15 protein-coding genes are annotated in these 20,090 nt (G+C 42.2%); 5 read left to right on the forward strand and 10 right to left on the reverse strand.

The genetic code is table 11. The annotated features are described in order from the left end of the window. Positions 1 to 211: 211 nt before the first annotated feature. The gene (locus tag ACSLUR_RS15030; RefSeq protein ID WP_448555889.1) at positions 212 to 1,432 is read left to right on the forward strand and encodes a hypothetical protein; all 1,221 of its coding nucleotides are present in this window, start codon (positions 212 to 214) and stop codon (positions 1,430 to 1,432) included. Positions 1,433 to 1,554: 122 nt separating this feature from the next. Here the strand turns inward: ACSLUR_RS15030 and sucD are convergent, their stop codons facing one another. The 8 genes from sucD to sdhC form a co-directional block, all read right to left on the reverse strand. Further along, a complete protein-coding gene (sucD, locus tag ACSLUR_RS15035; RefSeq protein WP_116000620.1) occupies positions 1,555 to 2,427 on the reverse strand; it encodes a succinate--CoA ligase subunit alpha in 873 nt (290 codons plus the stop codon). Next, positions 2,427 to 3,593 (reverse strand): ADP-forming succinate--CoA ligase subunit beta, encoded by a 1,167-nt coding sequence (gene sucC / locus ACSLUR_RS15040; protein WP_116000621.1) that lies wholly within the window; start codon positions 3,591 to 3,593, stop codon positions 2,427 to 2,429. Before sucC ends, sucD begins: the two co-directional genes overlap by 1 nt. An 820-nt stretch (positions 3,594 to 4,413) precedes the next feature. Further along, positions 4,414 to 5,904 carry a 2-oxoglutarate dehydrogenase complex dihydrolipoyllysine-residue succinyltransferase gene (odhB, locus tag ACSLUR_RS15045; protein ID WP_448555892.1) on the reverse strand — a complete coding sequence of 497 codons (1,491 nt, stop codon included), beginning with the start codon at positions 5,902 to 5,904 and terminating at the stop codon, positions 4,414 to 4,416. Positions 5,905 to 5,953: 49 nt separating this feature from the next. After that, positions 5,954 to 8,761: a 2-oxoglutarate dehydrogenase E1 component gene (locus ACSLUR_RS15050; RefSeq protein ID WP_448555894.1), complete on the reverse strand. Its 2,808-nt coding sequence runs from the start codon at positions 8,759 to 8,761 to the stop codon at positions 5,954 to 5,956. Between the two features lie 81 nt (positions 8,762 to 8,842). Then, a complete protein-coding gene (locus tag ACSLUR_RS15055) occupies positions 8,843 to 9,553 on the reverse strand; it encodes a succinate dehydrogenase iron-sulfur subunit (protein WP_116000624.1) in 711 nt (236 codons plus the stop codon). Positions 9,554 to 9,564: 11 nt separating this feature from the next. Beyond that, a complete protein-coding gene (gene sdhA, locus ACSLUR_RS15060) occupies positions 9,565 to 11,337 on the reverse strand; it encodes a succinate dehydrogenase flavoprotein subunit (protein WP_448555896.1) in 1,773 nt (590 codons plus the stop codon). Next, positions 11,338 to 11,685 carry a succinate dehydrogenase, hydrophobic membrane anchor protein gene (gene sdhD / locus ACSLUR_RS15065; protein WP_116000626.1) on the reverse strand — a complete coding sequence of 116 codons (348 nt, stop codon included), beginning with the start codon at positions 11,683 to 11,685 and terminating at the stop codon, positions 11,338 to 11,340. It lies immediately after the preceding gene. Next, positions 11,679 to 12,053 carry a succinate dehydrogenase, cytochrome b556 subunit gene (gene sdhC, locus ACSLUR_RS15070; protein ID WP_116000627.1) on the reverse strand — a complete coding sequence of 125 codons (375 nt, stop codon included), beginning with the start codon at positions 12,051 to 12,053 and terminating at the stop codon, positions 11,679 to 11,681. Before sdhC ends, sdhD begins: the two co-directional genes overlap by 7 nt. 370 nt (positions 12,054 to 12,423) lie before the next feature. On the opposite strand from sdhC, the gene ACSLUR_RS15075 reads away from it, so the two are divergent. From ACSLUR_RS15075 to tcdA, 3 genes are all read left to right on the forward strand, one after another. Continuing rightward, complete coding sequence (locus ACSLUR_RS15075; protein ID WP_116000628.1) at positions 12,424 to 13,710, forward strand: citrate synthase; 1,287 nt, start codon at positions 12,424 to 12,426, stop codon at positions 13,708 to 13,710. 161 nt (positions 13,711 to 13,871) lie between these two features. Beyond that, positions 13,872 to 15,410, forward strand: a complete 1,539-nt coding sequence (locus ACSLUR_RS15080) for a hybrid sensor histidine kinase/response regulator (protein ID WP_448555899.1) — start codon at positions 13,872 to 13,874, stop codon at positions 15,408 to 15,410. A gap of 164 nt (positions 15,411 to 15,574) precedes the next feature. After that, complete coding sequence (gene tcdA / locus ACSLUR_RS15085; RefSeq protein WP_448555901.1) at positions 15,575 to 16,366, forward strand: tRNA cyclic N6-threonylcarbamoyladenosine(37) synthase TcdA; 792 nt, start codon at positions 15,575 to 15,577, stop codon at positions 16,364 to 16,366. Positions 16,367 to 16,481: 115 nt separating this feature from the next. Here tcdA and ACSLUR_RS15090 read toward each other — a convergent pair whose 3' ends face one another. Continuing rightward, the gene (locus ACSLUR_RS15090; RefSeq protein WP_448555903.1) at positions 16,482 to 18,155 is read right to left on the reverse strand and encodes a SufS family cysteine desulfurase; all 1,674 of its coding nucleotides are present in this window, start codon (positions 18,153 to 18,155) and stop codon (positions 16,482 to 16,484) included. Between the two features lie 145 nt (positions 18,156 to 18,300). Between ACSLUR_RS15090 and ACSLUR_RS15095 the strand changes: the two genes are divergently transcribed. Beyond that, the gene (locus ACSLUR_RS15095) at positions 18,301 to 18,528 is read left to right on the forward strand and encodes a hypothetical protein (protein ID WP_448555905.1); all 228 of its coding nucleotides are present in this window, start codon (positions 18,301 to 18,303) and stop codon (positions 18,526 to 18,528) included. Between the two features lie 80 nt (positions 18,529 to 18,608). On the opposite strand, the gene ACSLUR_RS15100 is transcribed toward ACSLUR_RS15095, so the two are convergent. Then, positions 18,609 to 20,057 (reverse strand): hypothetical protein, encoded by a 1,449-nt coding sequence (locus ACSLUR_RS15100; protein ID WP_448555907.1) that lies wholly within the window; start codon positions 20,055 to 20,057, stop codon positions 18,609 to 18,611. Positions 20,058 to 20,090: the final 33 nt, after the last annotated feature.

Below are 20,090 nucleotides of genomic sequence, written 5' to 3' on the forward strand. Positions count from 1 at the left end.
GGCGTCGCCACCGCGACAATTAAATTGGATAGATTTACCAAAGCCATAAAGTATTTCAACAAATCAATAACTCTGATGTTTGGATTCACTCGTGTTAATTCGGATCTGATCCCATTTACTTAATTTGAATCATGTCTATTCATTTTCATGCTCCGCTATTTAGGGTAGCCTTTGCTTTATAGTTATATAAATCTAATTTAATAAACTCATTATGGATATTGAATTTATAGACTCTCACGAGTCTCTCATCATAAAAAGCTCAGGGGCGGTAATACTAGAGTTCAATAACGTTATCGATGAAGACGGAGATATATATAGAAAACTAGCAGAAGGTTATGACGAGAATCTTGACTACGATTCTTTTTTTGCGTTTGCTAATTTCTGTATGTCAGACCTACCAGAAGGCTTAGATTTGTATCACAGAGATGAAGAGAGGTTCTACCACTTTAATTCTGAGAAAAAATTTAAAAGTGTAAATTTTAGTTTAGATTTCGATTGGAGGTTATGGTCGAAACCATTCACTATGCTAGATTTTGGTAAAGAGCTGGAAAAAAGAAATCAAACAAATTATAACCCAAATATAACGATAGATTACGGTAGTTCAGAATGCTTTGTGATTGAATGTAAACTTAGCCTTCAACAGGCTACAAAGATTCCAATAAAAGAAGCTATTTTTTCAGCAAAAAAACAAGCATACGACTTATACAATTCGATTTATAAAAAGTTAGATAACAGAGCTACTACCTCTCCGCATTTAGAGAAAGAAATTACTTTCGAAAGGGAGCATCAAAAAGCTGGTATTGCGATTTTACAGAATTTTGGTTCTCTACTGAATGATAAATACCCTGAAGGTGGAGTATCTTTTTCTCTCAAACAAAGCGGGCTAAAAATTTCAATGGTCATTGAACACCCGGAAGGAGAAAAAGAAGTAATTGAGGATTATTTAAATAGATATGGCTTAGTTGTAACAGGACAAATAAAGCCCGAAGAGTTTTCTAATGAACCACTGCAGATCTTGGATTTGAAACGACAACTTATTCAATTGGAATCTGATTTAAAGTGGGCTAACGAGAAACAACAGATGTTGACCACGACCATTCAAGCTCAAGACCGTCAAATTGAATCTCTAGAAAACCATTTGAAATACTTTCAATCGACCCTAACAGATGCTTTACATAGCAGTACAATAGAGGTGCCCGATTTAATTACGATACTTCAGCAAAATGGTAAACAAACTGAAAAACTATTAAAACCGCTGATTAGAGCAATTCAAAGTAAAAATAAAGTACAGGCTAAAATTGAATTAGAAAAAATAGACAAGACTGATAAGTCTTTAAAAGAAAAGATAAATGACTTTGTTTTAACAACACTTGCTTCTGGTGGTGGGAATACGCCAGCTTGGATTGATTTTATAAACCGTTTACCGCAATAAAAAATGCCATTTAGCGCTTTTAATGCACTTAGGCTATCAATGATATTTTTGATTAGTAAGTGTAAAACAGACACAAAAAAGGTCGCCTAAGCGACCTTTTTTCAAGCTAATAAGCTAAGTGCTTACCAACCAGTTTTTTCTTTTAAAGCAGTACCGATATCAGCTAATGAACGAACGGTTTTAACACCAGCCGCTTCAAGCGCTTTAAATTTATCGTCAGCAGTACCTTTACCACCAGCGATGATCGCGCCAGCGTGACCCATACGCTTACCAGCAGGTGCAGTAACACCAGCGATGTAAGATACTACAGGCTTAGTAACGTTTGCTTTGATGTACTCAGCAGCTTCTTCTTCAGCAGTACCACCAATTTCACCAATCATTACGATTGCTTCGGTTTGTGGGTCGTTTTCGAACATTTCTAAAACGTCGATGAAGTTAGTACCTGGGATTGGGTCACCACCGATGCCAACACATGAAGACTGACCGAAACCAGCATCAGTAGTTTGCTTAACGGCTTCGTAAGTTAGAGTACCTGAACGAGATACGATACCTACTTTACCTGGCTTGTGGATGTGACCTGGCATGATACCGATCTTAGACTCGCCCGGCGTGATAACACCTGGACAGTTAGGACCAATCATGCGAACGCCAGTTTCTTCAAGCTTAACTTTAACATCAAGCATGTCTAACGTTGGGATACCTTCAGTAATCGTAACGATTAACTCGATACCTGCATCGATAGCTTCTAAGATTGCATCTTTACAGAATGGAGCTGGTACGTAGATAACTGTTGCTGTTGCGCCAGTTGCTTCTACTGCTTCACGTACTGTGTTGAATACTGGAAGACCTAAGTGCTCTTGGCCGCCTTTGCCTGGTGATACACCACCAACCATTTGCGTACCGTATGCGATAGCTTGCTCTGAGTGGAAAGTACCTTGACCACCAGTGAAACCTTGACAGATAACTTTAGTATCTTTGTTAATTAATACAGACATTATTTGCCCTCCGCAGCAGCTACTACTTTCTCAGCAGCGTCTTTTAGTGATTCAGCAGCGATTACGTCAACGTCTGAGTTAGCTAGTACTTCACGACCAGCTTCAGCGTTAGTACCTTCTAAACGAACAACGACAGGAACGTTTACGCCCACTTCTTTAACAGCACCGATAATACCTTCAGCGATCATGTCACAACGAACGATACCACCGAAGATGTTTACTAGTACTGCAGATACGTTGTCATCAGAAAGGATGATTTTGAATGCTTCTGCTACACGTTCTTTAGTCGCGCCGCCACCAACATCTAGGAAGTTAGCTGGCTTACCACCGTGAAGGTTTACGATGTCCATTGTACCCATTGCAAGGCCAGCACCGTTAACCATACAACCAACGTTACCGTCTAGTGCAACGTAGTTAAGTTCCCACTGTGCCGCGTGTGCTTCACGCTCGTCTTCTTGTGAAGGATCGTGCATTTCACGGATTTTTGGCTGACGGTATAACGCGTTTGAGTCAACGCCGATTTTGCCGTCTAGACAGTGAAGGTTACCAGCTTCTGTGATTACCAGCGGGTTGATTTCTAATAAGTCGAAATCGTGATCAGTAAACATGTTACCTAAGCCCATGAAGATCTTAACGAATTGCTTCATTTGAGTTGGGTTTAAGCCAAGTTTGAAACCTAATTCACGTGCTTGGTAAGCTTGAGGACCTACTAATGGGTCGATCGCCGCTTTGTGAATTAAGTGTGGAGTTTCTTCAGCAACTGTTTCGATGTCTACACCGCCTTCAGTTGATGCCATGAATACAACACGGCGAGAACCACGGTCTACAACAGCGCCAAGGTATAATTCGTTAGCGATGTCTGTGCAGCTTTCTACTAAGATTTTAGCAACTGGCTGACCGTTTGCGTCTGTTTGGTAAGTAACTAAGTTTTTACCTAACCAGTGTTGTGCGAATTCTTTAATTTCTTCTTTGGTTTTTACTAGCTTAACACCGCCAGCTTTACCACGGCCACCAGCGTGAACTTGTGCCTTAACAACCCACATATCGCCGCCAATTTTGTCAGCAGCTTCGGCAGCTTCTTGAGGTGTATCGCAAGCGAAACCTTCAGAAACTGGTAAACCATATTCAGCGAATAGTTGTTTCGCTTGATACTCATGCAAATTCATGGTGTTTTTCCAATTACTATTTGAGTGGAGATTAGTACGTTTGCTAAAAAATACGACATTGAGCAAATGCACTAAACGATTATAATTGTGTCGTGATTATATAGATAAAACTAAAGGGATTAAACCCCCCTTTTCATTTGAGTTTACGGTCAAATCTGCCGCCTAATAGCGATACAATTTACTCACCTAAATCGCAGCTAAATTCGGCCACTAAAATCACTCAAATAAGGTCACTATTGCAGATAAACCGATCAACACATTCAAGCAGTGCTTATAACTCTAGCCTATTTTTTCTATGCTGCTTGGTTTTTAGGAAAGCGCTTTAATATACTGCGCGTATAACCTGCATATCTTAAAACTACAGCCTAGCAGCAAGCCCCTAATACCAATTGAAATAAATACTTAATCATTCAGCGAGAATTAAAAGGCTCAGAGGCAAGGCATTGATTGCAGAGAATGGTCGCTCCCTTGTCCAAATCAATAACGCTGCATATGAGCCTTTTAAACTCGCCCTTTGGGAGCGTGTCAGCGTCGCGATAACTGCACCAAATTGATGAGATGTAGAATAACTATATCAACAAAAATTTGGCTTGTTCTCCCAACGCTGACAGCGCTCTGAATTGCTCAATTAATTAATTCAATTGGTATAACACATAGCCTAAATACATAAGCGATATAACAAAATCAATAACGCCATAAATTACAACAGCTAAAAAACGGGCACAAAAAAGCCGCTTAAAAGCGGCTTTTACGTTTTATACAGTTTATCGCTAGCTTAGATATCTAGTACTTAGATGTCTAGCTCTTAGATATCAAGTACTTATATGTCCAATAAAAGGCGTGTTGGATCTTCTAGTAATTCTTTAATCGTTACTAGGAAACCTACAGACTCTTTACCATCGATTAAACGGTGGTCATAAGAAAGTGCTAAGTACATCATAGGTAAGATTTCAACTTTACCGTCAACCGCCATTGGGCGATCTTGGATTTTGTGCATACCTAAGATAGCTGTTTGCGGTAGGTTGATAATTGGCGTTGAAAGTAGTGAACCAAATACACCACCGTTAGTGATAGTGAAGTTACCACCTTGCATATCGTCCATCGTTAACTTACCGTCACGACCTTTGATTGCTAAGTCTTTAATGCCTTTCTCAATACCAGCCATGCTTAATTGATCAGCATCGCGAAGCACTGGTGTTACTAGGCCACGTGGCGTAGATACGGCAATCGAGATATCGAAGAAGTTGTGGTAAACAATGTCGTCACCGTCAATTGAAGCGTTAACCGCTGGGAAGCGTTTTAATGCTTCAGTTACCGCTTTCACGTAGAACGACATAAAGCCTAAGCGCGTATCGTGAGTTTTCTCGAATACGTCTTTGTACTGCTTACGCAAGTCCATAATTGGCTTCATGTTAACTTCGTTAAACGTGGTTAACATTGCTGTTGAGTTCTTCGCTTCAAGTAGTCGATTAGCGATAGTTTTACGTAAACGCGTCATTGGCACACGTTTTTGGCTACGCTCACCTAATGCTGCAGCCGCGCCAGCTGTAGCTGCTGCAGTTGCCGCGCTTGCTGCTGGAGCTGCTGCTGGCTTGTTAGCCGCTGCTTCAACATCTTCTTTCGTGATACGGCCGCCTTTGCCAGTGCCTTTCACATCGCTCGCAGATAAGCCTTTTTCCGTCATTAAACGACGTACTGATGGTGACGCAATTTCATCACCTGATGCTTGCTCTTCTTGTCCTGGCGCCGCCGCTGGTGCTGCTGATGCCGTTGCACCTGCATTTAGTTCACCAATTTTTTGCTGACCTAATACTGTGTCACCTTCAGCGTTGATAATTTTACCAATCACACCGTCTTCTTGAGCAACCACTTCTAAGACAACTTTGTCCGTTTCAATATCAACTAATTGCTGGTCACGTGAAACTGCTTCACCTTCAGCTACATGCCAAGTCGCTACAGTTGCATCAGCAACTGACTCTGGTAGTACCGGTACTACGATATCAATTACTTTGCCTGAAGCAGCAGGAGCTGCTTGTGCTGGCGCTGCGTCTGCTGCTGGAGCTGCCGCTGCTGCACCAGCTGCCAAGATAGCAATTACCTGTTCACCTAAAACCGTTGCGCCCTCAACTTCTTTAATTTCAGTGATCACACCGTCAGAAGTTGCTGGTACTTCAAGTACTACTTTATCTGTTTCAATATCAACCAGTACTTGATCACGAGTGACACTGTCACCTACTTGTACGTGCCAAGTTGCAACTGTTGCGTCGGCAACTGATTCTGGTAAAACGGGAACCTTAATTTCGGTTGTCATTAATTTATTCCTTACACACTCTTTAATATTCTCTTTAAAAAAAGAGGGTCTATTCTACATTTAGCGCATCGGTTACTAGCGCTTGTTGTTCTTTTACATGGACAGACATGTAACCTACCGCAGGCGCTGCAGACGCTTTACGACCGGCATAAGTCAAATATGTACCTTCAGGAATTGTGGCACGGAAATGGTGCTGCGAGCAGTACCAAGCACCTTGGTTTTGCGGCTCTTCCTGACACCAGACAAACTGCTTAACGTGGCTGTATTGTTCTAATTCAGCAGCAAGCTCTTTTTCTGGGAATGGGTATAGTTGTTCAACACGAATAATCGCAACATTGGTTTGTTCGTTCTTACGACGTTGCTCAAGCAATTCGTAGTAAACTTTACCGCTACAGAATACAACGCGCTCAACATTTTCTGGCTTGATGTTGTCATCAATCTCACCAATCACATTTTTGTATTCGCCAGTCGCTAACTCTTCCAACGAAGAAACGGCTAACGGGTGACGAAGTAGCGATTTAGGTGACATGACCACCAATGGACGACGCATTGGACGCACCACTTGACGGCGTAACATGTTAAATACTTGCGCTGGTGTTGATGGCACACATACTTGCATATTGTGGTCTGCACAAAGCTGCAAGTAACGCTCTAAACGAGCTGATGAATGCTCAGGGCCTTGACCTTCATAGCCATGAGGTAACAACATGGTTAAGCCACATAAACGGCCCCATTTTTGTTCACCAGATGAAATAAATTGGTCAAATACCACTTGTGCACAATTAGCGAAATCACCAAATTGCGCTTCCCAAATGGTTAAACCATTTGGCTCTGCCGTTGTGTAACCGTATTCAAAGGCAAGTACTGATACTTCTGAAAGTACCGAGTCATGAACATCAAACTCACCTTGGCCTTCACGTACATTTTGTAATGGCAAATAGGTGCTTGCATCGTTTTGATTGTGCAATACCGCATGGCGGTGGAAGAAAGTACCACGACCAGCATCTTGGCCTGTAATACGAACGCGATCACCGCCATCAACGATAGCAGCGTAAGCTAAGCTTTCTGCAAAGCCCCAATCAAGAAGCTTCTCACCGGCCGCCATTTTCTGGCGATCGTCATACACTTTCTTAACGCGAGAGTGTACAGGGTGATCTTCTGGATAGCTTGAAATTGCTGTTGCTAGCTCTTTTAGCTTTTCAACCGGAATTTCGTGATTGTATTCGTCATCCCAGTCATGGCCTAGGAATGGAGTCCAGTCAACTGAGTGCTCAGTCATTGGGCGCCATTGTTCAACCGTACACTGACCTTCGTCTAATAGCTTACGGTAATAGGCTGTTAGCTCTTCAGACTTAGCTGCAGGAATTGAACCTTCAGTATTTAACTTGTCTGCGTAAATTTGACGCGGCGTTGGATGTTTCTTAATTTTTTGATACATCAACGGCTGCGTTGCATTTGGCTCGTCAGCTTCGTTATGGCCGTGGCGACGGTAACAAACTAAGTCAATTACCACATCACGCTTGAACTTGTTACGGAAGTCTAACGCGATTTGCGTAGCTAGGATAACCGCTTCTGGATCATCAGAGTTAACGTGAAGAATCGGCGCCTGTACCATTTTTGCGATTTCAGTACAGTATTCACCACTGCGTGTATCTTCTGGCTTAGATGTTGTGAAACCGACTTGGTTATTCACGACAATGCGAATGCTACCACCAACCGTGAAGGCACGCGCTTGCGACATGTTAAAGGTTTCTTGAACGACACCTTGACCCGCAATAGCAGAGTCGCCGTGAATAGTAATTGGAAGTACTGAGTCACCGTCGTTGCCTTCGCGGCGATCTTGACGAGCGCGTACAGAGCCCATCACTACAGGGTTAACAATTTCTAAGTGCGAAGGGTTAAACGCTAGCGCCAAGTGAACATTGCCACCAGGCGTAACAAAATCTGATGAGTAACCCATGTGATATTTCACATCACCTGAGCCCACTAAGTCATCGTGCTTACCGGCAAATTCATCAAACAATTTATTCGGGTTTTTACCCATAACGTTAACAAGCACGTTTAGGCGACCACGGTGAGCCATACCCATAACCACTTCTTTCGTGCCGTGAGTACCTGCGCGAGTGATTAATTCCTTCAACATAGGAATTAACGCGTCACCACCTTCAAGTGAGAAGCGCTTTGCACCTGGGAATTTTGCGCCCAAGTATTTTTCTAAACCGTCAGCAGCAATTAAGCCCTTAAGAATTTCTTCTTTTTGCTCAGCTGTGAATTGACCTTGTGACTGCACAGACTCAAGTCTGCCTTGGATCCAACGTTTTTCTTCCGTTGAGGTCATGTGCATGTATTCTGCACCAATGCTGCCACAGTAGGTTTTACGTAATGCCTTGTATAAATCGCCTAGCTTCATGGTCTCTTGACCAATGGCGAACGAGCCGACATTGAATTCTTTATCAAAGTCGTTTTCAGATAAGTCGTGGTGTGATAATTGAAGATCTCTTACCTTATCACGTTGCCATAAACCGAGCGGATCGATATTGGCATTTTGATGGCCACGGAAGCGATAGGCATTGATAAGTTGCAAAACTTTTACTTGTCTTGCGTCAGAACCACCAGAAACAATGACATTGCGAGCAGGCTGTTTTGCTAGTTCTTTAAATTCGTCACGGACGGCTGAATGTTTGTATTCAACATTCGAACCTTCAATCTTAGGGAGAGAATCAAATACATCGCGCCATTCGGCCGATACAGATTGTGAATTTTCTAAATATAATTCGTACAATTCTTCAATATAAGTAGCGTTGGCACCACTTAAATGGGAAGACTCTAACCAAGCCTTCATTACACCTTCGGGCATTAGCTGTTCCTTTACCAGGGGAAAAAGCAACCAATAAATGTGTTTAATCTGGGTGAGGCGCAAACGCCCCACCCTAGCTGATTAAACGGCTCTTTGTAAAAGCATTGACTTGATATGGCCAATAGCTTTAGTTGGGTTTAATCCTTTCGGACAAACGTCAACACAGTTCATGATGCCGTGACAGCGGAATACGCTGTATGCATCTTGTAATCCGTCCAAGCGCTCTTCTGTGGCAGTATCGCGGCTATCAATTAAGAAGCGGTATGCATGTAGAAGACCTGCTGGGCCGATAAACTTGTCTGGGTTCCACCAGAATGATGGACAAGACGTTGAACAACATGCACATAAAATACACTCGTATAAACCATCTAAGTGCTCACGCTCTTCGATAGATTGCAAGTGTTCACGCGCTGGTTGCTCTTTACCATCGTTAATTAGGTACGGCTTAATTTTTTCATATTGACTGTAGAACTGCGTCATATCAATAACTAAGTCGCGTACAACGGGTAAACCTGGTAGTGGGCGTAATACGATTTTGTTCGCTTTAACAGCAGACAATGGCGTAATACAAGCCAAACCATTTTTACCATTCATGTTTAAACCGTCTGAGCCACAAACACCTTCACGACATGAACGACGGAAAGATAACGTTGAATCTTGCTCTTTTAACAAGATTAACGCATCTAACACCATCATATCTGAGCCTTCTGGAATTTCCAGCTCGTATTCTTTCATGTATGGTGCGTTGTCAACATCAGGATTGTAACGGTAAATCGAAAAAATTTGTTTCATCGTTATGCTCCTTAGTATGTACGAACTTTCGGTGGGAATGCTTCGCGGTGAACTGGTTTCATATTCACATCACGCTTAGACATGTCTTCTGTCTCTGGCGTGTAAATAGTGTGACATAACCAGTTTTCATCATCACGGTCTAAGAAATCTTCACGTGAGTGAGCGCCGCGCGATTCGGTACGGTAGTTTGCAGCTTTTGCCGTACAGTATGCTGTTTCCATTAGGTTATCAAGCTCTAAACATTCGATACGATCAGTATTGAACTCACGAGACTTGTCAGCTAGGTGGGCATTTTTCAGACGTTCACGGATTTCCGTTAGTTCCTTCATACCTTCCGCCATTGCTTCACCTTCACGGAATACAGAGAAGTTCATCTGCATACATTGTTGTAAATCTTTGCGGATTTGAACTGGGTCTTCACCACTAGTAGAAGATTCCCAACGGTTATACCTTGCTAAAGAACTTTCAAGATCACTTTCTGTCGCTTCTTTTGCTGTTTGAGTATCAGCTAGGTATTCACCTAAGAAGTTACCCGCTGCACGACCAAATACCACTAAATCAAGCAGTGAATTACCGCCTAAGCGGTTTGCACCGTGAACAGATACGTTAGCAATTTCACCAACAGCGAATAAACCTTCGATGATCGTGTCTTCGCCAGTTTCTGGGTTGAAGTGAATTGCTTGACCATTAACGTTACAAGGTACACCACCCATTTGGTAGTGACACGTTGGAATAACAGGAATAGGCTCATCAGCAGGGTGAACGTGAGCAAACGTTTCTGAAAGTTCACATACACCAGGTAAGCGTTGCATAAGCGTTTCACGACCTAAATGGTCTAGCTTAAGCTTGATGTGTGGACCGTATTGAGGGTGGTCACAACCACGACCTTCACGGATTTCAGTCATCATTGAACGAGCAACAACGTCACGACCCGCTAAATCTTTAGCGTTAGGTGCATAACGTTCCATGAAACGCTCGCCGTCTTTGTTAAGAAGGTAACCACCTTCACCACGACAACCTTCAGTTACTAGCGTACCAGCACCTGCAATACCTGTTGGGTGGAATTGCCACATTTCCATGTCTTGCATTTGAACGCCAGCGCGAAGTGACATACCAACACCATCACCTGTGTTGATGTGAGCATTAGTCGTTGATGCGAAGATACGACCAGCACCACCCGTAGCTAGTACGGTTGCGCGAGCTTTGAAGTAACATACTTCGCCAGATTCGATATCGATAGCGGTAGCACCAACAACGGTACCTTCACTGTTCTTAACGATATCTAATGCGTACCACTCAGAAAAAACGTTTGTTTTGTTTTTAACGTTTTGTTGGTACAAGCAGTGAAGAAGTGCGTGACCTGTACGGTCAGCTGCCGCTGCAGTGCGAGCAGCTTGTTCACCACCAAAATTCTTAGATTGACCACCGAATGGACGTTGGTAAACCTTACCATTTTCAAAACGAGAGAATGGTAAACCCATGTTCTCCATTTCAATAATGGCTTCTGGGCCGGTTTTACACATGTATTCGATTGCGTCTTGGTCACCAATGTAATCTGAACCTTTAACGGTGTCATACATGTGGAATTCCCAGTTGTCCTCGTGTGCGTTGCCCAACGCTACAGTAATACCACCTTGTGCAGATACTGTGTGAGAACGAGTAGGAAAAACTTTAGAAATCAAAGCACAGCTTTGACCTGATTCAGAAATGGCTAATGCGGCACGCATACCAGCACCGCCAGCGCCAATTACAATGGCGTCAAATTCACGAACTGAAATGCTCACTTACACACCCCATACAATTAAGAAACCTGCTACGAAGTATGTTAGCAAGGTTACAGAGAAAACAAATTGCAATACACCACGTAGGAAAGTTGCTTTGATGTAGTCAGACAATACTTGCCAAATACCAATCCAAGCGTGAATAAGTAGTGCAAATAATGACACTAAGGTAAATACTTTCATCGCTAGGTTAGCGAATAAGCCATGCCAAATTTCAAACGTTATTTCAGGAGTGAAAGCAAAAAAGCCAGCAATAAATAGTACAAAAGCTGCTAATACAACAGCGCTAGCTCTTAGAAGAATAAAGTCATGTACGCCGCTACGGCCTACAGTTGCTACATTATTTACCATAACCAAACTCCCACTACTGCGGTTAGTACTACCCATAGCGCAATGATAAATTTAGCACTAGTGTTGCCAGACACTTTCTCTTCAAAGTGGCCCATGTCCATCAATAAGTGGCGGATACCACCTAGTAAGTGATAGATGATTGCAGCGGCAATGCCTAACATAATTAATTTAAAGAACACGCCATCAAGCATAGCTTTAACTTGCGTAAATTCTTCAGCGGAAGATAAGGATAATGATAGTGTCCACAACAAGATACCAATAGCAAAGATCATCGCCACACCAGAAATACGGTGCAGAATTGACGCTTTCGCTGCTGGGTGCATCTTAATTGTAGTCAGGTCAAGGTTTACAGGACGTTCTTTTTTCACGATTGATGCCTAAAGTGCTCTTGGAGCCTTCAACTTTTTTATTGTTACTCATGAAATTCTGTTGATGAGCAACCCCCCAGTGATCTACATCCGTTTACAGATGCATACGAATGCATCTCCAAACAGATGAAGATCAGACTGATTATATAGTTGAACTTTGGGAATTACAATTTCCGTTCGATTTTAACGAGTTGCGTATACTTTTTAAGCGAATGAGCTATTTATCTATCAATTTCGTAAATTCAAACACACATTTGAATTGACTTTATGGGGTGACTTTGCAGTAGAATACCCGCAGTTTTATATTCAGAAAAACTGACTAACTAGTCATAGTTATGCAGTAAGTAAAAAAATATAGGGGATAAAACATATGGCTGATATTAAAGCCTCTCTTAGTATTGATGGTAAAGAAGTTGCTGAACTACCAGTAGTATCTGGCACGGCAGGCAACGACGTAATCGACATCCGCACTCTAGGTGCTTCTGGCTACTTCACCTATGACCCTGGTTTCTTAGCAACTGCTTCTTGTGAATCAGCGATTACTTTTATCGACGGTGGCAAAGGTGTATTACAACACCGCGGTTACCCAATTGACGCATTAGCAAAAGAAGCAGACTACTTAGAAGTTTGCTACATCTTGTTAAATGGTCAAGCACCTACGGCTGAACAGTATGATGAATTCAAAAACATCATTACTAACCACACTATGGTGCACGAGAAACTAGCTCACTTCTTCCAAGGCTTCTTGCCTGACGCTCACCCAATGGCAATGCTATGTGGTGTAGTTGGTGCAATGTCGTCTTTCTACCACAGTGATTTAGACATTACTGATCACGAACAACGCATGCGTTGCTCACATCGCTTAATTGCTAAAATGCCAACAATTGCTGCGATGGCGTACAAGTACAGCATTGGTCAACCGTTCGTTTACCCACGTAACGACTTAACTTTTGCTGAGAACTTCTTACACATGATGTTCTCTGTGCCTGCAGAAGAGTACAAAGTTAGCCCAACGCTTGCTAAAGCAATGGACCGTATCTTTACACTTCACGCTGACCATGAGCAAAACGCTTCAACATCAACTGTACGTTTAGCAGGTTCTTCTGGTGCTAACCCTTACGCATGTATTGCTGCTGGTGTTGCATCATTATGGGGCCCTGCGCACGGTGGTGCTAACGAAGCATGTTTGAACATGTTAGAAGAAATTGGCGATGTATCTCGTGTTGACGAGTTTGTTGCAAAAGCAAAAGACAAAGAAGACCCGTTCCGTTTAATGGGCTTCGGTCACCGCGTTTACAAAAACTTCGACCCACGTGCAACAGTAATGCGTGAAACATGTCACGAAGTATTAGAAGAGCTTGGTGTTAATGATCCGCTTCTTGACGTTGCAATGGCACTAGAAAAAGTAGCGTTAGAAGACCCATACTTCATCGAGAAGAAATTATACCCGAACGTAGATTTCTACTCAGGTATCATTCTTAAAGCGATTGGTATCCCAACAAGCATGTTCACAGTAATCTTCGCAATGTCTCGTACTGTTGGTTGGTGTGCACATTGGGATGAGATGTTATCTCAACCAGGTCAAAAAATCGGTCGTCCTCGTCAAAAATACACTGGCGAAATCAACCGTGAATTTACACCACTTAAAAACAGATAATCTCTGCTTTATATAGTGTTGATTAAAAAGCAGCCTTTACGGGCTGCTTTTTTAGTTTTTAGCCTTACCTAATACAAGCCATCTAAGCCCGCCATCTATACAAATGAACGGTTCTTTTATATTCTTGATATTACGGGTGTTTACTTTATGGTCACGCAAACTTGAAGCACGTACTAATTATTGATGACAGCAGACTTGCCAGAGAAGCCATTGCCAAAATACTAATTGGTTGCAACTTTGATAAGTCAGCAATTGCGTTTGTTGAAAATGGCCAAGATGCACTTGAATTGATGACCATGCAGCCGGTTGATTTGCTGATCATTGGTGATAACTTAGCTGATTTCACGCCAGTTAAGTTGCTTGAAGAAATTCAAATTTTGGAAAGTGCCCAAGGTACTATTCATTCTGAACAAACTAGCCAATCTGTGCGGACAACTAAAGCACCACGTCTAGTGCTATATCGAGAGCCTGCTACCAAAATAGCGTTAGAGCAACGACCAGATCTTGATGCAACAACTCTCGCCAAACCGTTTGATCGACATAACCTATGCACAACGCTACATCAGCTGACAAATTCAGCATGTTTTGAGCATCATCAGCAACAAGACATCCGCCTAACATCCGAAGAGAAAGCCGAAACAGGTGGCTCAGTGCTGATTGTTGACGACGAATCAAGCAATATTGAAGTTGCTGCTGGTATCCTCAAAAACAGATATCGCGTTATTGCCGCGAAAAATGGCAAGCAAGCGTTAAATATTCTCGCCAAACAACGCGGAAAAATAGACCTTGTTTTACTTGATATCATGATGCCCGAAATGGATGGCTACCAAGTTTGTACTGCGATTAAAAATGATTCAGAAACAGCCCACATCCCTGTTATTTTCTTAACAGCTAAATCTCAAGTGGAAGACATTACCAAAGGTTTTGCGGCTGGCGCGGTAGATTACATTACCAAACCTCTACAAGGCGAAATCTTGCTAGCACGTGTCAATACACATATTACGTTGAAACATAATCAGGAAAAGCTCGCTCGACAGGTCAATCAATTAGAAGAAACCGCGCAATTACGCGAAGATATTGAAAAAATCACCCAGCACGACCTGAAGGCACCGCTCGCCAGCATTCTATTCCACGCAGGAAAAATAACCGATAAGCCATTGGCAAGCGCAATAAAATCTACAGTTAATAACGTGATAGGAATGATTAACCTCTCGTTGGAGCTGTATAAAATAGAACAAGGTATCTATCAATTTTCACCTGTTGCGACTTCTATTGAACCTTTGATCCAAGATGCTATTTCGGGCTGCCAACTAGAGGCTGAAAACAAGCAAATCAAACTGGTTTTCAACAACAACAGTAAACGTCAGGCGAGTATTGAGCCACTGCTATGCCTGTCTGTTTTTAGCAACTTGATTAAAAATGCCGTAGAAGCTGCTCCCATCGGCTCTGAAATTTCCATTGAACTAACCGATGACAACGACACCTTGGTTTTCTCTTGTAAAAACCTTGGCGTAATACCAGAATCATTGCGCAACAACCTATTTGATAAATATGTGTCAGGCAATATCAAACAAGGCTCAGGGCTTGGTGCGTACTCAGCAAAGCTAATGACCGAAGCCCAAGGCGGTCAAATTCAATACGAAATTGAACAAGAGCTATACACTAAGTTTATCGTAACGCTACCAGCCCAAGGCCAATAGCCTAAGACTTTTAAGCCAGATTAAGTTAACCCAAATTAAGTTAACCCAAATTAAGTTAAGCCAGATTAGCAACAATAAGTAGCCACGCTGTGCAAAGCAATTGCAATTTAGCGGGTAGTTCTTGCTATAATACGCGCCTTTTTACTTTGGGGTAATTTAATTGTATGTCAGATTATCAGCTTAGGTTTGGCGGAATTGAACGGCTGTATGGGGTTCAAGGCGCAGCAGTGATTAAAAATGCCTCGGTTTGTGTTATCGGTATCGGCGGCGTAGGTTCATGGATTGCTGAAGCACTTGCTCGTTCTGGCTTTGGTCATATCACCTTAATTGACCTAGATGATATCTGCGTAACCAACATTAACCGTCAGATCCATGCATTAACTGACACCGTGGGTGAAAGCAAAGTTGAAACGATGGCGGAGCGAATCAAACAAATCAACCCAGACTGCAACGTCACCGAAGTCGAAGACTTTATCACACTAGAGAATACTAGAGAGCTTATCACCTCAGGTTTTGATTATGTGTTCGACGCTATTGATTCTGTACAAGTAAAAGCCGCACTTATCGCGCATTGTAAACGTCAAAAAATTCCTATGATTACGGTTGGTGGCGCTGGCGGTCAAACTGACCCGACACAAATTGCCATTGCCGATCTGAGTCAAACCTATCAAGATCCGCTGCTTGCTAAGGTACGAAACTTATTGCGCCGCGACTATAACTTTTCGCGAAACACTAAACGTAAATTCAGCATTGACGCTGTTTTTTCAACTCAGCAACTGGTTTACCCTGATGCCGATGGCAATGTTTGCCATGCCAAACAGAGCCAAGACGGAGCCATGCGTTTAGACTGCAGTGGCGGTTTTGGCGCGGCTACTCATGTTACTGCTAGCTTCGGTTTTTTTGCGGTAGGCAAGGCGATCGATAAACTACTTAAACGAAAGCTTAACCTTAAATAAGCAGCCCACTAATTTGATTACTATCAACTGAACCTATCAAATGGGTTCAGCTGATTATTCAATCGACCGTATTAAATACGTTAAACAGAAAAAGCTTAGCCTGCTAATCGCTAAGTCAATTTTCGCTCACTAGCCTTTTAATACGCTCAACGATTGCCCTTAGCCCGTTACCGCGTGATGGACTTAAGTGCTGAATCAAGCCAAGTTCGTCAAAGTATGATTCAACATCAATTGTCGCGATTTTTTCACTGTCTTGATGATTGAAAATAGCCAACACAATGACCAGCAAACCGCGGATAACTTTCGCGTCACAGTCAGCTTGGAATTGCCATATTCCGCTATCGTCTTTATTGGCTTTGAGCCAAACATCGCTCTCGCAACCTTGCACTAGGAAATCGCTATTACGTTCATCTTTAGGTAAACGTTCGAGTTGCTTACTGAGTAACATGATCTCACGATGTCGACCATCCCAGCCTTTCGCCCTAGCAAACTGCTCAGCTATTTTATCAAAAGGGTTATTGAACGGAGTCGCCTGCTCCGTACTAACATTCATTTGAACACTTGTATGCCCTGCACCGGCAGCTAAGTAACCTTTTAATGCTACGATTAGGCTATCTACTTCACTTATTAAGTTATAGGGTGCTAGAGATACGCGTAGACACCCTGTTTGACCCAAGTATTCCATCAAAGGCATCGCGCAGTGGTGACCTGCTCGTATAGCAATGTTTTGCGTATCTAGGTAGGCAGCAACATCCTGATTATGCTCTCCTTCAATGACAAAAGAGAAAATTGGAATATCTGGTTTTTCATCAAATAAAAACTTTATTTGAGTTATCGTTTTTAACTGGTTATGGGTGTAGTCAATTAGCTGTTGCTCGTAGATAGCCATTGATGCTTGATATTGTTTGGTAAATGCCAGCGCTTTTGCTAAGCCAAGTACGCCCGCAATATTTGGCGTTCCTGTTTCAAACTTAAAAGGTAAGTCGGCAAAGCTAGTGCCATTGAAGCTAACTTTTTTGATCATCTCACCGCCAAACTGATACGGTGGCATTGCCGTTAATAGTTGCTCTTTGCCATACAAGACACCCGCTCCGGTCGGCCCAAACACTTTATGAGCTGAAAAGGCAAAAAAGTCACAATCAAGCTGCTGTACATCAATGCGTTCATGGGCTATCGCTTGCGCGCCATCGATAAGCACTTTCGCACCCACTGCTTTCGCTTTGGCTATAATCCTTTCTATCGCATTTCGCTTGCCAGTGACGTTAGAAATCATGTTAATAGCAATAAGCTTAGTGTTGCTGTTGATAACACTATCAAGGCTCGATAAATCGATACGCCCGCAAGACGTTAATTGCAACACGTTAAGCTTAGCGCCCGTGTGCTCTGCTACTTGCTGCCAAGGCACAATATTGGCGTGATGTTCAGCATAACTCACAACAATTTCGTCATGTTTGGTCAGCAGAGGTCTAGCATAGCACTGTGCAACAATATTAATCGCTTCTGTTGTGCCCTTAGTCCACACGATTTCTTTTTCGTTTTTCGCCCCTATAAACTGCTTTACGACTAGTCTAGCCTTTTCAAACTTAGCGGTAGCATTCGCACTTAATTGATGTGATGAGCGGTGCACATTGGCATTTGACGTTTGATAGTAATCACCAATTTCGTCAATCACTGCAAGCGGCTTTTGCGTGGTTGCAGCATTGTCAAAGTAAATCATTGACGAATTTAACGGGGTTGATGAAAACAGTGGGAATTGTTTACGAAATTGTTTGGGAGAGAATTCAGCCATCAAGAATTTGACATTTTACCTACATAAAACTTCCACAATTATACCTTAGTATCTGTATTCGACAGAGCAATTATTCAGTTCATTCGTTGTCAATTACACAATTTGTGGTCTATACCTATTAGACAATAAAAGAAGGATAATAAATATGACGCTCTACTCTTGGTTTAGAGATTCGGTAGAACAGAATAAAACAACATGGGGTAAATCAGAAAATATTCAATTAAACCAGTCAATGTGGCCTATAGCAGAAGTAAGAGACGGCCTGCTTGCTTCAACTAAAAAGCCCACTACTACGATTAAAGATACGACAACAACGATTAAATATAATCAAGCTATCGAAAACACTGAATCTCTAACATTAAAAAGAAGTTAGCCAGCGCAATTTTTGCTACTTAATAAAGTCGCTGGCAGATAAAAACGACACCATCTGTTCAATCACATTCATATTTGGTGTTAATGTCTAGCCTTGTTTAACCAGCTCAACGCTTCCTTACCCTTTTTTGCTCGATACATCGCAACGCCAAAATTATAGTGATAGCTTGGCATTTTAAACTTACTTAGATTTTGGCCAAGCAAATGAATATACAATGGTGGTAAAGGGTAATCATGATTATTCATCATGGTATTACGCTGTAAAGGCTTTAACGCAGTAACGCTTTTACTCTCCATACAAGTATCTGCAACAAAGACGCCCACACCTTCAGGAGTTAACGTTTGATTCACAGGAATCTTGGTTAGGTTGGTTTGCTTGGCCTGATTAGCTTGACTAGCACTAATCTTCGGCGCAATTTCTGGGAACCAAGGCAATTTTTCTAATTGCTGCAATGAAATATAACCATCAGAAACAGTTTTAGTACTTACCGTTGCGATATTCCAACTTAACTCGCTATTAGTTGATTGACATACTGGGTGTGATTGCTTGAGTTTGTATTCATCAACAAACCCAAGCAAGTGTGCAACTTCATGCGTGAAGATTTTGCCATCATCTGCTCTATCCAAATACAATATTCCCATGTGAACATTAGCGCCGCCTTTGGGGAGCATCAGCGCAATGTAATCACTTGGTAATTGTGCCAGTGATGTTAATTCGCTAGCTAATTTTGCTTCATTACAACGTATCGGTGTTTTCGTTTCAAGCTGACAAGCATGAGTAAATGGTTTGACGTATCGAACATCAGCAATGCACAAGAATTGGTTTAGGTTTGACTTGTGGTACTCTTTAGCAAGCTGTTGCCAGCGCCTTAAGTCACCTAGCTGATTTGCCAATAAGGTAATAGATAATGGGCATTTATTTGCATCAAGATCAGCGTTGAAACGCTGCAACGGCTCAGCCTGCGATATAACCTTGAACTCTACCAGCTCATAATACAAAGGCACTAAATGAGTTTGAGCTCTGAACATAGCAGCGAGTAGCGTCAGCTTGGCTTGCTCGCCTGTTGCCATTAGGCCATTTACTTTGGCGGCTGCTAGGTCGAGGTCCCAATTAGCAATACCACCCACATCAAGCTCATTAATTTTGCTATGCTCTTCATTTTCCTGCCACAGCGCTAAGAGCTTACCGGTCGCTTCATCTATTCCTTGCAGATGACTTTGCATTAAATATCTTTCTGCTTGCGTGAAGTGCCCTTGAGCCAAATGCCAGCTACCAATATCGGTGCTGATCATTGGGTCATTGCGAGCTAAACGCACGCCACTATTTAACCAACTAACACTGCCTTCATCACTATTAGCAAAGTTAAAAAAGTGTGCCTTTGAGTGGTTTTGTTTCAAGGCAAAAGTTTGCAGCGCACTATCAGGCTCTTGGTTTAGCGTAAGTCGATTAAAATAGTCATAAAATGAAAAAGAGCTTGATGGCACAATTGCCATCAAGCTCAAGATTATTAATATTCTAAAGTACGACATAATACGACACAAAGAAGCAGTCAGTAGTAAGTC

The organism is Thalassotalea montiporae (assembly GCF_053485855.1).